Below are 14,763 nucleotides of genomic sequence, written 5' to 3'. Positions count from 1 at the left end.
CCCCCCGTGCGGGGGGAAGGACGACCCGTCCGTGATGGGTGCATCGGCACCTGACGACTCGCTCGTCGGTCAGGACCGCGCCGCACGACGGCGCGTGGCCACCGAGAGCGTCAGTGCCAGGCCGAGCACGAGGGCTCCGGCCGCGAGCAGCGCCGCGCGACCCTCGCCACCGGTGTCGGGCAGCGGGGGCACGACCTGCTGCACGTTCTCGATGGTGACGTCGACGCCGGTGGTGGCGCCGGTGCTGACCGCGACCGGGGTGTAGGCGTCGTCGCCGCTCGGGGTGACGAAGCCGGCCGGGGCCTGGACCTCCTTGAGGACGTAGCACCGCGTGGTCGCGCTCGCCTTCTCGTTGACGCTGTCGCTGACGAACAGTCCGTCGACGGAGATCTTGCCGTCCGCGTCCGAGGTGAAGGTGGACTTCCCGTCCACGGTCAGCGGCGACCCGGTGGGAGTGGCCGCGGTGCAGCTCGTGGCGTAGGGGTCGGCGGCGGCGTAGACCTGGAACTGCGCGCCCGCCAGGCCGGTCCCGGGGCTGGCGGCGTCGGTCTTCTTGATGACGAGGTCGCCCCAGCTGGTCTCGACCGTGTTGGAGGTGAGCCCGTTGGTCTCGGTGGGGTCGTTGACGAACACGGTCGCCTCGTTGGTGATCGTGCCGTTGCCGATCGACTCCACGGTGCCCTCGAAGGTCGTCACGAGCCGCTGGTCGGCCTGGGTGGCCAGCCAGGTCAGGCCGGCGGGGGTGAAGACGACGCGCACGGTGTTGCCGTCGACCTCGACGGTGTAGTAGGAGGCGTCGACCTTCGCGCCGTCGAGGGTGACGCTTGCGACGCCGACCGAGCCCAGGCGCGGGTCGAGGACGTCCTGCACCACGTAGCTGTCGAAGGCGGTGCCGGGGGCGAGGCCGGGCACCCGGGTGGTCACCGGGAAGGAGACCGTGCTGCCCAGGCCGAGGCCGTCAGCGGGCTGCGCGGTGACCGACTTGGTGATGTCCACGAGGCCGTTCTTGGGGTAGACGTGCACGTCGTAGAGCCAGCCGTCCTCGTACGGGAGCGGGATGGTGACGATGAACGGGTGGGCCCGCTGGACGACGGACGTGGGCGCGTCGGTCTCGACGACGACGTACGCGCCGATCCGGTCGAGGTCGAGGCGGGTCGTGCCGTCGGCGCCGGTGGTGCCGGCGTCCTTCGCGGCACCGACGGTCCACGGGCCGCTCGGCGCGCCGGGGCCACCGGTCAGGGTCTTGCCGTCGGCGGACACCTCGAGGTCGTCGAGGTGGTCCCAGTTGCGGGGGACGGTGAGGTCGACGGGCGTGCCGTCGGCGTCGAGGATCTCGTAGGCGGTGAACTCCACGCCTGCGACCGGCGCGGACGGGATCGGGGTCCCGGTGCCGTCGGGGTTCTGCTCGGCGCCGGTGCCGACCTGGTTCTCGTGCTTGTGCACGATGATCGAGCCGGTGGCGTCCTCGTCGATGTTGCCGAAGCTGGGCGCTGCGGTCGCGCCGGTCGCCATCCCCAGGGCGGCCCCCAGGGTGAGCGTCCCGGCGGCGAGCATGGTGAGGAAGCGCCTCCTCCGGGTCCTGCCTGTGTGTGACACGGGTATCCATTCCTTCCTGGCGTCCGGGCTGCTGAGCGCACCCGGACGACCCTCGCGCCACGGTCGTGGCGCTGGCTGTGGGGCCACCGGACGTGGTGCCGGTGGGGGTCAGGTGCGGCGGGCTCGGCGGGCGCGAGCGCCGCGTCGGAGGCCGAGGAGTGCCCCGAGGGAGAGCAGGAGCACCCCGCCCGCGAGGTAGGCGTCGCGGCCGAGACCACCGGTCGTCGGCAGCGCGAGGGACGGCACCGACTGGTTGACGAAGCGGTAGACGGCGTGGGTCCCGGCCGGGACGGTGACCGCATCGTCGGGGTCGACCGCGCGCCACGTGCTACCGCCGTCCGTGCTGAGCTCGACCCGGTCGAGGTGGTAGCCGTCGGGTGCGGTGTCCGTGGGGCGCTCGCTGATCCGGTAGGGCTCGCCCGGACGGACCTCCCAGGTGGGGGCGCCGTCCAGCGACGCCGCGCCCGGCGTCTCGTGGTCGGCGAGATCGAGCCCCGAGGATCCCGGCTGCGCCGCCAGGGTCCAGTCGTCCGGCTCGGCGTCGCCGTTCTCGACCTGCTTGAGGAGGGACAACCGGGCCGTGGTGTTGGCGATCAGGCAGGAGACGTCCTGGCCGGGGCGCAGGGTGACCTCGTCCCCGGTCGCATCGACGGGGCGATCCGTGCGCGCGTCGACGCACTGCCAGCCCTCCTCGGTGGGGACGTACTCGTCGGGACCGCGCTCGCTGAGCCGGTAGGCGACGTCCGCGGAGACCTCGACGGTGGTGCCGCTCGCCGCGTCCTGGTGGCCGGCCAGCGCGTCCGCCGGGCCGGTTGCCGAGAGACGCCAGTCGGTCGGCGACCGGTCGCCGTACTCGACCTCCTTGATCAGGGTGAGCCGCTGGGCGCAGGTGACCTCGTTGGTGATCTCGTAGCGGTTCACCGACTGCGGGAGCGTCACCGACGCGGTCGCCGTTCCGTTCTGCAGGTCCACGCCGCCGCTCGGCAGGCCGTCGCCGGTGAGGGTGCTGCGGGTGATCGTGCAGCCGGCGACGGCGTCGTCGATCACGACGCTCTCGCCGATCCGGACCTCGTCACCGGGCTGGTGGCCGGCCTGCCACACGCCCCACTCGGGGTCGGTGCCGGCCGTCGGCTCGAGCGTGGGACGGGCCACGAGCCCCTCGGGCTGGCTGCCGTGCGGGTGGCGCTCGCCGTCGACGACCCAGGTCTTGTCCACCCGCAGGCGGGCGGGCACCTCGAGGCGGTAGTCCTCGACCTCGCCGCGCTGCGAGATGCCCAGGGGCTTCTCGGCGGTCGCGCGGTCCTCGGCGATCCGGACCCGGAGGTAGGTGTGGGTGGCGGCAGGGCTGGAGCCGGCCGGCACCGTCCACGCCAGGTCGACGCTGTGCGGGCCGCCCGCCGCGCATTCCGCGGTGGCCGAGCGCTCGCCGGGGTCGAAGGACCCGTTGCCGTTCCAGTCGATCCAGGCCGACACGTACGACGTCCCGGTGCTCGGGCCGTAGCAGGCGACGTCCTCGACGACGAAGGGCTGCGAGCTCGACGCGTCGAACAGCCCCGCGGGCAGGGCGAACCCGTCACGGGCCAGGCTCGAGGCGCCCAGGCCGTCCTCGTCGGCGGTGCCGTCGACGTCGTCACCGTCGGCCGCGGCCGTGCTTCGGTGGCTCGGCTCGGCGTCGACGCTGTCGCCCAGGATGCTTCGCATCGGCAGCTGGTAGCGCGCCTGCGGGGCCGTGGACAGGTTGGTCGTGACGCCCCTGCGAATCTCGCCGTCGGTCCACTGGGGGTGGAGCAGTGCGCCCGCCTCGCCGTAGCTGGCGGGGGCGTCACCGAAGTCGCTGGCGAGCACGTAGCCCAGCGCGATCGCGCTGTAGCCACGCCCCTGGGTCTCCACCCGGGCGGACACCTGGGTGGCGTCGGAGGTGTTCTCCAGGAACGCCACCGCGGTCGGCCCGTGGCCGTTGGGGTCGGGGGTGGGCCATTCGTAGCCGTTCTGGTTGCTGCACTCCTGCCCGTCGACCCCCATGCGCAGGGCGCTGCCCTGCCAGGTCGCCACGCTCGATGCCTGCGTGCAGGTGCGCTCCTGCTCCAGCAGTCGCCACGTCGCGTTCGGGTCGGTGGCGTTGGCCTGGACCCACTCCGGGCCGATGTTGTTCCCCTGGAAGGCCGGGTTGCGGGAGCTGGAGGCCTCCGCATCCGCGAAGACGATCCCCTCCAGCGGCATCGGCTCGCCGTCGAGGGTGGCGCTGCAGGCGAAGTCGAACGACATCCGGGCGCCGTCGGTCTCCGCGGCGGTGACCGGGGCGGGCGCGCTGTCGGGCACGCCCGGGTTGGGGTTGCCGAGCCCGATCACCATCTCGTTGGGATTGCGGTAGTCGTCGGGGTAGGTCGGTGTCCTGCCCGGCGTCTGTACGGCGTAGCCGGGGCCGCCGACGTTGTACAGGTCGTCCAGGGCGTCGCCCGCCCAGCTGCCCGGCTTGTAGGCGACCAGGGGCGGGGTGAGTGTCTCGCCGGAGTTGGCGCCGTTGTCGCCGGTGCCGAGCGACACCTCCCAGCGCAGCCCGCTGATGGTGCAGGCGACCCGGAGGGTCTCGTCGCCGATCCGCCGGGTCGAGGTCACGGTCTTCGTGCTCTGAGGGTTCCGAAGGACGACCTCGTTGTTGCGGGACCCCCACTGGATCCAGTCGATGACGTCGACGTACCTGCCCTTGCTCGTGGGGTGGTCCGCAAAGGCGGCGTCGGCCGTCTGTCGGCCGGAGGCGACGTCGACGGTCGTCAGCCCGGTGGCGGCCAGGGCCAGCGCCGCGGCGATCCGTACGCCGCGGCGGCAGGCCCGGCGCTCTCGGTGGTGGCTCATCTGTCGAACTCCCGGTGTGAGGCGTGCTGGTTCACCGACAACTCGAGAAATCTGCTTCTGCGATATCTGCAGCGGCAACTATAGATACGGCAGATACCGGCGGGTAGGCGGGGGTGGGGTGCCCGCCCGGCGCCCTCGGCTGGGCCCGGAGATCAGCAGGGATCGGCAGGGGATCAGCAGGGGCCGGGGGATCGGCCGGGGCCGGGGGATCAGCCGGGGGCGGCTCGCAGGGCCGCCGGTGGTTACGTGCCGTCGGCGAGGCGGCGCAGGTAGGTGAGCACGTGGTGGGCCTCGGCCGCACTCTGGAACGGTGCGATGCTCGTGCGGGCCAGCTCGCGGTGCCCCGCCACGGCCTTGCGGGCGAGGTCGAGCCCCGCGGGGGTCAGGGACACGAAGACGACCCGCCGGTCGCGGTCGTGAGCGCTGCGCTCGACGAGGTCCCGTTCGACGAGGCGGTCGATCACCTTGGTCGCGGAGCCGCTGCTGTAGAAGATCGCCTGGGCCAGCTCCTGCATGCGCGTGCGGTACCCGTCCGCCTCGAGGAGGCGCCGCAGGACGTCGAACTTGGGCCTGGTCAGTCCGTGCTCGTCCTTGAGGTGGGCCTCGAAGACGCGGATGAGCCGGTCGTGCGCGTGGACCAGGGCTTGCCACGCCTCGCTGGCGTCGAGGCTGGTCTCGCTCATGGCCGCCTTTCCGCACGAGCCGCAGGTGTCGGCGGGCGTCGGCCCGCCGGCGCGGACTCTACCGCCGCGCCGGCGCGAGGTCCGAGGCCGGCTCGTCGAAGAAGAAGGTCACGTCGCGGACGGCCGACGCGCACCGCCCTCGTCCTCGAGAGGGGCGATCAGCCGACGCGCCAGGTCGGGGCGATCTCGCGCCGGTAGCGCCCGCCCGCGACCTTGGCGAAGGCGAAGGCGACCGGTGCCGGCACCTGCTGGTGCATGGCTGCCACGTCGGAGGCGTCGGCGCCGTCGCGCAGCCACTCGACGAGGTTGCCCATGCTCGAGAAGTGCGCCCGCTTGACCTGCTTGAGGGCCGCCTTCATCGAGGGCGCGTCCTGGTAGGCCGCCGTGATCGGCTCGAGGTCGCGCTCCTCGTGGGCGAGGTGGTCGAGGAGGACGGTCGAGAGCTGTGCGACCGCCGTCCGGGCGGCGGCGGCCTGCGCGGGGGTCGGCGTGGCCCGCAGCGCCCGCACCTCCCGGCTGGCGACGTCGAGGGCGTCGCGCATCGCCTGGTGCTCGCCGTCGAGGGCGGCGAGCGAGGTCAGGTCGGCGTCGGTCTGGCGCAGCGCGGGCCAGAAGTACTCCTCCTCGAAGTCGTGGTGGTCGTGGAGCTGTTCCTCGAAGAAGTCCCAGGCCCCCACCAGCTGGTCGGCCCGCGCCTGGGAGCCGTCGGGGAAGGAGGCGAGTGCGGCGTCGAAACGCGCGATGTCCCGCCGGAAGGCGGCGTGGATGACGGTGTTCATGGTCAGGTGCTCGGTCATGGTCGGACTCCTCGGGGAGGTGACGGCGGGGGCGGCTCGTCGGACCCGCGGTGCGGACACGCACCGTGACCGGGCCGAGGACCCGCGAGGGCGACAGGGCCGGAGGCGACCGGCGGGACGTCGCTCGTGTGGACGTCCCGCCCTGGCCCGCGGGGCGGGTGCAGGGCGCAGGCGTCGTCCGAGGTGGAACGTGGAGGTCCCTCGACGGTAGGAAGGCCCGCCGCCGGCGGTCAAGAGGATTGACGGCGGATCGTGTGGGGGAGCGGTCGGTGTCCCTAGGGTGGCCACCGTGGACGACGACACCGGGAGCCCCGCTGCCCCGGTCGGCGGGGTCGCCGAGGCCGCCGCCCGGGGGTCGCGCCGCCGAGAGCGCACCCGCACCCAGCTGCTCGACGCCGCCGAGCACCTGCTCTCCGAGCGCGCACCCGAGGAGATCAGGGTCGAGGACGTCGCGGCCCGGGCCGGCATCTCGGCCGCCTCGGTCTACGTGCACTTCGGCACCAAGGACGCGCTCGTGGCCGCGGTCACCGAGCGGGTCCTGGCCGTGGCCACCGAGGCGCTGCGCGCGGCGTACGCCGCTGACACCTCGCCGCTGGAGCGCTTCGCCGGCGTCGGCGCCGCCTACCTGCGCCTGCTCCTCGACCACCCGGTGGTGGTGACCTACCTCAACGTCACCGGCGGGCGCGGCCCGCGGACGCCGGTCGAGGACGAGGTCGTCGCGCGGTTCAGCCGGCTGCGCCGGGAGTTCGAGCAGAGCATCCGCGAGGCGGTGGAGGCCGGCGCGATCCGTCCGGTCGACCCCGAGCAGCTGTCCTACTTCCTCTTCGGCGCCTGGAACGGCGTCGCCGCCCTGGCGCTGCGTCGCGACGAGCTGGCCCTCCCGCCCGCTCGGGTCGAGCAGGCGGTCATCGAGGCCGGGCTGACCCTGCTCGAGGGCCTGATCCCGCCGTCCTGATCGGCCGGCTGCTGTGGGCCGACCGCGGGGACTCCTGGCGCGACGGCACGGGACGGAGTTAACTGGAGTCCGACTCCAGATATCTCTCGAAAGCGATCCACCATGACGCAGACCACCACGCCGCCCCCGCCGGTCACCGAGGCCGGGACCGAGAGCTGGGACGTGGTGGTGGTGGGGGCTGGACCCGGCGGGCTGACCACCGCCGCGTACCTCGCCGCCACCGGATCGAAGGTGCTGGTGCTCGAGGCCAACCAGGTGGTCGGCGGCAGCACCCAGGTCTTCCGCCGGGCCGGCAACAAGTTCGAGTTCGACGTCGGCACCCACTACGTCGGCGAGTGCGGGCCCGGTGGCCGGATGCAGACCGCGCTGTCCGGCCTGGCGCTGACCGAGCGGATCAACTGGCTGCGCCAGCGCCCGGAGGGCCACTGCCAGATCATGGTCCCGGGCACGACCTTCCAGACCCCGACCGGCTGGGACACCTACCTCGAGCGCCTGGTCGCGGCGTTCCCCGACGAGGAGGCGGGGCTGCGCCGGTGCGTCGGCATCATGCGCACCATCGCCGCCGGCGAGCAGCCCCGACGACGCCCGCTCGCCCTGCTCCGGTGGGGGGTCCGGCCGATCACGACGCTGATGGCCGCCTGCGGGCTGAGCGCCGACGCGCAGGCGGTCATCCTCGCCGAGAACGGCGACTACACCTGGCCTCCGCACCGGACGCCGACCGCGATGCACGCCGGCTTCCTGCACCACTACCTCCAGGCCGGCGCCTACTACCCCCGCGGCGGCGGGCAGGTCATCGGCGCCCACCTCACCGACGTCATCCAGACCCACGGCGGGCGGGTGCGGACCAAGGCCCGCGTCGAGCGGATCCTCATCGAGGACGGCCGCGCCGGCGGCGTACGCCTGCGCGGCGGCGAGGAGATCCGTGCCGGGGTCGTCGTCTCGGCCGCGGACTTCAAGAAGACCTGGGCCGACCTGGTCGGCGAGGAGCACCTGACCCGGCGGCTGCGCCGCAGGCTGCGCAAGCTCGAGATGACCCTGCCCATGTTCGCGGTGTACGTCGCGCTCGACGTCGACCTGCGCGAGCGGGGGACCCCGCCGCTGGCCTGGGTGTGGCCCACCAACGACGTCGACGGCTACTACCGCGAGGTCGCCGCGGGCCGCTGCCCCGAGCAGATGCCGGTCGGCATCAGCTGCCCGACGGCGAAGGACCCCGAGGGCACCCACTCCGCGCCGCCGGGCTACTCCACGCTGGAGCTGGTGAGCTGGGCGCCGGCCGACCACGCGTTCTGGCACGTCGGGTCCGACCTGGCCGAGGGGGCGGGCTACGGCCGCGACGAGCGCTACCTGGCGCGCAAGGAGGAGCTCACCCAGCGGGTCCTGGACACCGCGGAGCTGATGATCCCCGACCTGCGCGAGCGGATGGTCTTCTGCGAGGCCTCGACCCCGATCACCCAGGAGCGCTTCACCCTCACCACCGACGGGTCCTGCTACGGCATCGCGCCGCTGCTGCGGAACCTCGGCCCGTTCCGGCCGCGGGTCCGCACGCACATCGAGGGCCTCTTCCTCGCCGGCGGCAGCACCGAGCACATGTTCGGCATCAACGCCACGATCTGGGGCGGCATGGGCACCGCCGGGGCGGTCCTCGGCCGCGACCTGGTCCAGGAGGTCCGCGACGGGGCCGTCTTCGTCGACGAGGCGCGCCTGACGCCGATCACCGAGGACTTCGACCCGCTGCTGGCCTCCAAGCCCGGATCGGTGATCCGCCGGCCCGCGCGACGCCGCGCTGGCGACCCGCGCTGAGGCCCGGCCCGCCAGCCGGGGGTGGAAGGATCACCGGTTCCGGACCGAGGGAGGGGGTAGGGGTGAGCCAGCTCGAGCATGCGCGCCACGGGCGTCCCGGTCGTGCCGCCGCAGCGGTCGCGGTCGGCTGCGCGACGGCTGCCCTCCTGGCCCTGCTGCTGGCCGGCGTGGCCGAGGAGTCCACCGCCTCCGCGCCGGCCGCGGGGACGACGGCGTGGTGGGCGACGGCGGTGGTGCTCCTCGCGCAGTGCTCGGCCCTGCTCCGGGTGTGGTCACGGCCGCGGACCGTGCTGGTCGTGGTGGCTCTCGCGGCCCCGCTGGTGGCCCTGGTGGGGGGCGAGGACGCGACGAGCACCACCTCGCTCGCGATCGTCACCGCGGTGGCCATCGCCGTGGTCAGCGCGAGGACCGACCGCCCGGTCGCCGCGCTCACGCCCACCCTGGCGGTGGTGGCGGCCGCGATGGTCGCCGGCGGCGCCGTCGCCGCAACGGGGTCGGGTACGCCGCCGGGCGAGGCGCTCCTCGCGGCGGTGGCCCAGGCCGTGGGCACGCTGGGCCTCGTCCTGCTCGCGGCGAGCTGGGTCCGCGCCACGCGGGAGACCCGGCGCGCGGTGTCGGCCCGCCGCGAGGCCCAGGCCCGCGAGCAGGACGCGCTGCTCGCGGCGGCCGTGGCGCGCGAGCGGACCGACATGGCCCGGGAGCTGCACGACATCGCGGCCCACCACCTCAGCGGCATCGCGGTGCTGGCCGGCGCCGTGGAGCGGCAGATCGACACCGACCCCGACGGGGCCAAGCAGGCCGTGCGGCTAGTGCGCCGGCAGAGCACGACGGTGCTCCGCGACCTCCGCAGCCTCGTCGGGCTCCTGCGCGAGCACGATCCGGCCGCCGCGACCCGCCCCGAGACGCTGCGCGGGGTGCGCGACCTGGTGGCGCAGGTGGCGGCCACCGGCGTCGACGTCGACCTGGCCGTGCTCGAGGCGGACGACGGCGCGGACGGCGGCGCGGGGGACGGCGCCGGTGACCCGGGCCGTGACGTCGGGCCGCTGGCCCAGCTCGCGGCGTACCGCGCGGTGCAGGAGGCCCTCGCCAACGCGGCGCGGCACGCCCCCGGGGCGCGCTGCCACGTCACCGTCGACGCGCGACCGGCGGAGTCGGTGGTCGTCACCGTCCGCAACGAGCCCCCGCCGCGACCGCCCGCAGGCCCGGCCGACGGCCCGGGAGACGGTGGCGGTTTCGGCCTGATCGGCATGCGCGAGCGGGCCCAGCTGACCAACGCCGCCCTGGAGACCGGGCCGACCGACGACGGTGGCTGGGCCGTGACCATGCGGCTGCCCAAGGAGCCCCAGGGCCCCCAGGACCCCCAGGAGAAGGAGGCGGGAACGCCGTGACCCCGACGATCCGGGTCGTCGTCGCCGACGACCAGCCGCTCGTCCGGATGGGCCTGACGACCCTGCTCGGCGCCGAGCCCGACATCGAGGTGGTCGGCACCGCGAGCGACGGCCACGAGGCCGTCGAGGTGGCCCGGCGGGTGCGGCCCGACGTGGTCTGCATGGACGTGCGGATGCCCGGGATGGACGGCATCGCGGCCACCCGCGAGCTGAGCGGCCCCGGCGTCGCCGACCCGATCCCGGTCCTGGTGCTCACCACCTTCGAGATCGACGAGTACCTGTTCGGGGCGCTGGAGGCCGGGGCGTCCGGCTTCCAGCTCAAGGACGCCGAGCCCGAGGTCCTGGTGCGGGCGGTCCGCTCGGTCGCGGCCGGCAACGGCACCCTCGACGACTCCCTGACCAAGCGGGTGCTGAGCGAGGTCGTCGGCCGGCGGCGTACCCAACCGGTCACCGCCGCGCGCGGGACCGACCTGCTGACCGCGCGCGAGCTCGACATCGTGCTGCTCCTGGCGCAGGGGCTCTCCAACGACGAGATCGCGCAGGAGCTGGTGCTCGAGGTCTCGACGGTGAAGTCGCACCTGGCGCGGATCCTGCCCAAGCTGGGGGTCCGCTCCCGGTTGCAGGCGGCGGTCTGGGCCTACCAGAGCCGCCTCGTCGAACCGCCTGGCTGAACCTCCCTGGCGAGCCGGCGGGGCTCCTCCATCGAAAGATGCAAGGCCCGAGGTTCCATCCTTCGCGGCTCGTGGCCGGCGCCCGCGCTTCCTAGTGTCGTGGGCATGACCAGCGCCCAGCTCCAGGACCGTCCGACCGCCACCGCCGTGGGCCTGCACGAGGTCCACAAGACCTATCCCGGGCCCACGCCGGTCCACGCGCTGCGCGGGGTGACCCTCACCCTGGCGCCCGGCTCGTTCACCGCCGTGATGGGGCCCTCCGGGTCCGGCAAGTCGACGCTGCTCAGCACCGCCGCCGGCCTGGACACGCCCACCAGCGGCCGGGTCCTGATCGGTGACCAGGACATCAGCACGCTGCGTGCCGACGACCTGACCCGCTTCCGCCGCCGGCAGGTCGGCTTCGTGTTCCAGGCCTACAACCTGGTGCCGCACCTCTCGGTCGCCGAGAACGTCGAGCTGCCGCTGGTCCTGGCCGGCACCCGGCCCGACCGGCAGTGGCGCACCGAGCTGCTCGAGGCGGTCGGGATGGGCGGCACCGAGCAGCGGCGGCCGACCGAGCTCTCCGGGGGCCAGGCCCAGCGGGTCGCCATCGCCCGGGCGCTGTTCGCCCGCCCGACCGTCGTCTTCGCCGACGAGCCCACCGGCGCCCTGGACTCCCGCACCGGCGCCCAGGTCGTGCAGGTCCTCCGCGACACCGCCGATCGCTTCGGGCAGACCGTCGTCGTGGTGACCCACGACCCCCACGTGGCAGCGGCCGCCGACAGCGTCGCCGTCCTGGCCGACGGCCTGCTGGTCGACCGCCTCCACTCGCCGACGGCCCAGCAGGTCGCCGCCCGGATGCTCACGCTGGCGGGTGCCTGAGATGTGGCGCCTGGCTCGCTCCCAGGTCCGCGCCCACCTCGGCTCGCTCGTCGGCACCGCCGTCGTGCTCGCCCTGGCCGCGGCGCTGCTGGCGGCCTCCGGGGTCCTCGTCGAGTCCGGCCTGCGGGCCCCCGGCCCCGACCTCGACGGCGCCGGCCCGGACGCCGGCGCCCTGACCGCCCTGGCCGGCTCGTTCATCGGCACCACGGTCGTCGTGGTGGTGCTGGTCGTGGCCGCCACGGTCGGCCTGGCCATGCGGCCGCGCCAGCGCGACCTCGCCGTGCTCCGCGCCGTCGGCGCGACCCGCCGCGACGTACGACGCCTGGTCGCCGGCGAGCTGCTGCTCGTGACCCTCGTCGTCGCGCCCCTCGGCGCCCTGCCCGGCCTCGCCGCGGTGCACCTGCTCACGCCGCTGCTGGTGGAGGCCGGCATGGTCCCCGCCGGGTTCAGCCCGACGATCTCGCCGCTGCCCGTCCTCGCCGCCGTGCTGCTGCTCGCCCCGGTCGCCCTCGCGGCAGCCGCCCTGGCCACCCGCGAGACGCTGCGGCAACCGCCCACGGCGGCCGTGCGCGCCGCGGCGGCCGAGCCGCGGGAGGTCGGCGGCACCCGCCGCGTGCTGGCGGTCGTCACCGCGGTCGCCGGCGTGACCGCGGCGGGCACGCCCCTCGTCGTCCCCGGCGTGATGGGCGGCGCGACCGCGGCCAGCTCCGCCCTGCTGCTGGTGGGCGCGGCGGCCCTCGCCGGCCCCGTCCTGGTCGCCCGGACGCTCGGCCTGCCCGGCCGGCGCGAGGGCAGCCGGCACCCGGTGGTGCGGCTCGCCCTGGCCGGCACCCGCGGCTCCGCCCGCCGCCTGACGGCGGTCGTCGTCCCGCTCGCGGCCGTGGTCGCGGTGGGCACCGTCCAGACCAGCACCGGCGACGCGCTGGAGCGCGCCGCGGTCCAGCAGCTGCGCGACGGGCTCGGCTCCGAGCTGGTCGTCACCGCCCCCGAGGGGCTCAGCGCCGAGCAGGTCCGTCAGGTCGCCGACGCGCCGGAGGTCGACGCCGCCACGGCGCTGTCGACCGCCCGGGTGCAGGTGCGCACCGACGAGGAGGACCTCGGCGCCCTCGCGTGGGAGTCGGGGCAGGCGCGGGTGCTGCCCGCCGACACCCCCGCGGCGGCGTACGACCCCGGCGTCGTCGAGGGCTCCCTCGCCGGGCTCGCCGACCCCGGCACCCTCGCGGTCAGCCGCGATGCCGCCCTCCTGGGCGGGGCCGGCCTGGGTGAGACCGTCGCCGTCCGGCTCGGCGACGGGCGGACCACCGACCTGCGGGTGGTCGCGGTCTACGACCGCGGGCTCGGGTTCGGCGACTACACCCTCGGCCGGGCGACCCTGGACGAGCACGGCCTCGACCGGCCGGTCGACACCGTGCTCGTCTCGACGGCCGACCCGGAGGCGCTGGAGGCGCTGGAGGCGCTGGCCCCCGCGCTCCGCGACCAAGGGGGCGAGGTCGTCACCACCGAGCAGTACGTCGCGGGGGACACCGGCGTCGGCGCCGAGCAACGGGTCTCCAGCGTGCTGCTGCTCGCCCTGCTCGGCTTCATGCTGGTCGGCGCCGGCAACGCGCTGGTGATGCTCACCGCCGGCCGGCGCCCCGAGTGGAGCCTGCTCGGCCGGATCGGCGCCACGCGGCGCCAGCTCGTGGGCGTCGCGGCCGTCGAGTCGCTGGTCACCGCGGCAGCCGCCGTGGTCATCGGCACCGCGGCCGTCCTCCCGGCCGTCGTGGGCGTCAGCCTCGGGCTCCTCGGCCCCGCGCTGCCGGTCGTCGACCTGGCGACGTACGGCGTCCTCGTGGCGCTGGTGGTCCTCGTGAGCGTGCTGAGCACCGTGCCCACCCTCGCCGCCCGCACCCGCTCGCGGTGAGCCGCCGGGCGGCGCCCATCTGTGCACAACCCCTGCCGGCGGGGGCGAACGCCCGTAGCATCCCCGTCGACGCAGGCGCTGCGTCGCGGTCCGGCGGCCCCTGGGGGCCGGTATGAGGAAGGTGCTCGGCATGGGGTTCATGGACAAGGTCCGCGGGCAGTTCATCGACATCGTCGAGTTCCTCGACGACTCGCGCGACACCATCGTGTGGCGCTTCCCGCGGCAGGGCAACGAGATCAAGATGGGCGCCCAGCTCGTCGTCCGCGAGGGCCAGGTCGCGGTCTTCGTCGACGAGGGCCAGGTCGCCGACGTCTTCACCCCCGGCACCTACGAGCTGACCACCGAGAACATCCCGATCCTCAGCACCCTGCGGGGCTGGAAGTACGGCTTCAACTCGCCGTTCAAGGCCGAGGTCTACTTCGTCGGCACGCGGCAGTACACCGACATGAAGTGGGGCACGCAGAACCCCTTCACCGTCCGCGACGCCGACTTCGGGATGGTGCGGCTGCGCGCGTTCGGCACCTACGCGCTCCGGGTGAACGACCCCGCCGCGCTCCTGCGCCAGCTGGTCGGGACCGACCCGCAGTTCGTGACCGGCGAGGTCGCGGAGTTCCTGCGCCAGGTCGTCGTCGAGGCCGTCACCACCGCGCTCGCCGGCGCCGGCATCCCGATGCTCGACCTCGCCGCGAACCAGGCCGAGATCTCCCGGACCCTCGTCGGGACGCTGTCGGCCAGCCTGGCGGAGTACGGCATCGCCCTGCCGCGGTTCGTCATCGAGAACGTCTCCGTCCCGCCGGAGGTGGAGGAGGCGCTCGACAAGCGGACCCAGATGGGCATCGTCGGCGACCTCGGCAAGTTCACCCAGTTCCAGGCCGCGACCGCGCTCGAGGACGCCGCGAACAACCCCGGCGCCGCCGGGTCCGGGGCCGGCATGATCGTCGGCATGGGCCTCGGTCAGGCCGCCGCGGGTGCCGCGGCCGGTGCCGTCGCGGGAGCCGGCCAGGCGGCCGCCGCCCCGGCCGCGAGCGCCGGCCCGCCGCCGCTCCCGGGCGGGCAGTGGTACGTCGCCGTGGACGGCCAGCAGGCCGGTCCCTTCCCCGAGGCCGCCCTGCCCGGCCAGGTGACGGCCGGGCAGCTGGGCCGGGACACCCTGGTGTGGCGCGACGGCATGGCCGCCTGGCAGCCCGCCGGCGAGGTGCCCGACCTCGCCCGGCTCTTCGCCGCCACCCCGCCGCCGCTCCCGCCGCAGGCCTGAG

The 14,763-nt window shown here is 74.8% G+C and carries 11 protein-coding genes; 7 read left to right on the top strand and 4 right to left on the bottom strand.

Annotated features, from left to right (window positions below):
* Positions 1-69: 69 nt before the first annotated feature.
* The 4 genes from HPC71_RS15620 to HPC71_RS15605 all read right to left on the bottom strand — a co-directional run bounded on the left by HPC71_RS15620 (position 70) and on the right by HPC71_RS15605 (position 5,929).
* Positions 70-1,596 carry a SpaH/EbpB family LPXTG-anchored major pilin gene (locus HPC71_RS15620; protein WP_154614823.1) on the bottom strand — a complete coding sequence of 509 codons (1,527 nt, stop codon included), beginning with the start codon at positions 1,594-1,596 and terminating at the stop codon, positions 70-72.
* Positions 1,597-1,704: 108 nt separating this feature from the next.
* Positions 1,705-4,449 carry a CshA/CshB family fibrillar adhesin-related protein gene (locus HPC71_RS15615; protein WP_154613235.1) on the bottom strand — a complete coding sequence of 915 codons (2,745 nt, stop codon included), beginning with the start codon at positions 4,447-4,449 and terminating at the stop codon, positions 1,705-1,707.
* 242 nt (positions 4,450-4,691) lie between these two features.
* Positions 4,692-5,132, bottom strand: a complete 441-nt coding sequence (locus tag HPC71_RS15610; protein WP_154613234.1) for a MarR family winged helix-turn-helix transcriptional regulator — start codon at positions 5,130-5,132, stop codon at positions 4,692-4,694.
* 158 nt (positions 5,133-5,290) lie between these two features.
* Positions 5,291-5,929 (bottom strand): hemerythrin domain-containing protein, encoded by a 639-nt coding sequence (locus tag HPC71_RS15605; protein ID WP_171896896.1) that lies wholly within the window; start codon positions 5,927-5,929, stop codon positions 5,291-5,293.
* Positions 5,930-6,218: 289 nt separating this feature from the next.
* On the opposite strand from HPC71_RS15605, the gene HPC71_RS15600 reads away from it, so the two are divergent.
* From HPC71_RS15600 to HPC71_RS15570, 7 genes are all read left to right on the top strand, one after another.
* Positions 6,219-6,884 carry a TetR/AcrR family transcriptional regulator gene (locus tag HPC71_RS15600; protein WP_154613232.1) on the top strand — a complete coding sequence of 222 codons (666 nt, stop codon included), beginning with the start codon at positions 6,219-6,221 and terminating at the stop codon, positions 6,882-6,884.
* A gap of 102 nt (positions 6,885-6,986) precedes the next feature.
* A complete protein-coding gene (locus HPC71_RS15595) occupies positions 6,987-8,684 on the top strand; it encodes a phytoene desaturase family protein (protein WP_154614825.1) in 1,698 nt (565 codons plus the stop codon).
* A 62-nt stretch (positions 8,685-8,746) separates the two neighbouring features.
* Positions 8,747-10,072 carry a sensor histidine kinase gene (locus HPC71_RS15590; RefSeq protein ID WP_154614826.1) on the top strand — a complete coding sequence of 442 codons (1,326 nt, stop codon included), beginning with the start codon at positions 8,747-8,749 and terminating at the stop codon, positions 10,070-10,072.
* Entirely contained in the window at positions 10,069-10,743 is a 675-nt protein-coding gene (locus HPC71_RS15585; protein ID WP_171896895.1) for a response regulator, read from the top strand. The genes HPC71_RS15590 and HPC71_RS15585 overlap by 4 nt, the downstream gene beginning before the upstream one ends.
* Positions 10,744-10,848: 105 nt before the next feature.
* Entirely contained in the window at positions 10,849-11,604 is a 756-nt protein-coding gene (locus tag HPC71_RS15580) for an ABC transporter ATP-binding protein (RefSeq protein WP_154613229.1), read from the top strand.
* 1 nt (position 11,605) lies between these two features.
* Positions 11,606-13,507, top strand: coding sequence for an FtsX-like permease family protein (locus HPC71_RS15575; protein WP_154614827.1), 1,902 nt, complete (start codon positions 11,606-11,608; stop codon positions 13,505-13,507).
* Between the two features lie 112 nt (positions 13,508-13,619).
* Positions 13,620-14,762, top strand: a complete 1,143-nt coding sequence (locus tag HPC71_RS15570; protein WP_216656434.1) for an SPFH domain-containing protein — start codon at positions 13,620-13,622, stop codon at positions 14,760-14,762.
* Position 14,763 lies beyond the last annotated feature (1 nt).

The organism is Nocardioides marmotae, assembly GCF_013177455.1.
Lineage (GTDB): Bacteria > Actinomycetota > Actinomycetes > Propionibacteriales > Nocardioidaceae > Nocardioides > Nocardioides marmotae.
Note: the sequence above shows the minus strand (reverse complement) of the source record. Positions and strands in the feature narration are given on the sequence as shown.

Bases quoted from the DNA above. Each gene is read 5' to 3' on its own strand.
- HPC71_RS15570 (WP_216656434.1), top strand. From the start codon at position 13,620: ATGAGGAAGGTGCTCGGCATGGGGTTCATGGACAAGGTCCGCGGGCAG.
- HPC71_RS15610 (WP_154613234.1), bottom strand. From the start codon at position 5,132: ATGAGCGAGACCAGCCTCGACGCCAGCGAGGCGTGGCAAGCCCTGGTC.
- HPC71_RS15595 (WP_154614825.1), top strand. From the start codon at position 6,987: ATGACGCAGACCACCACGCCGCCCCCGCCGGTCACCGAGGCCGGGACC.
- HPC71_RS15575 (WP_154614827.1), top strand. From the start codon at position 11,606: ATGTGGCGCCTGGCTCGCTCCCAGGTCCGCGCCCACCTCGGCTCGCTC.
- HPC71_RS15580 (WP_154613229.1), top strand. From the start codon at position 10,849: ATGACCAGCGCCCAGCTCCAGGACCGTCCGACCGCCACCGCCGTGGGC.
- HPC71_RS15605 (WP_171896896.1), bottom strand. From the start codon at position 5,929: ATGACCGAGCACCTGACCATGAACACCGTCATCCACGCCGCCTTCCGG.
- HPC71_RS15615 (WP_154613235.1), bottom strand. From the start codon at position 4,449: ATGAGCCACCACCGAGAGCGCCGGGCCTGCCGCCGCGGCGTACGGATC.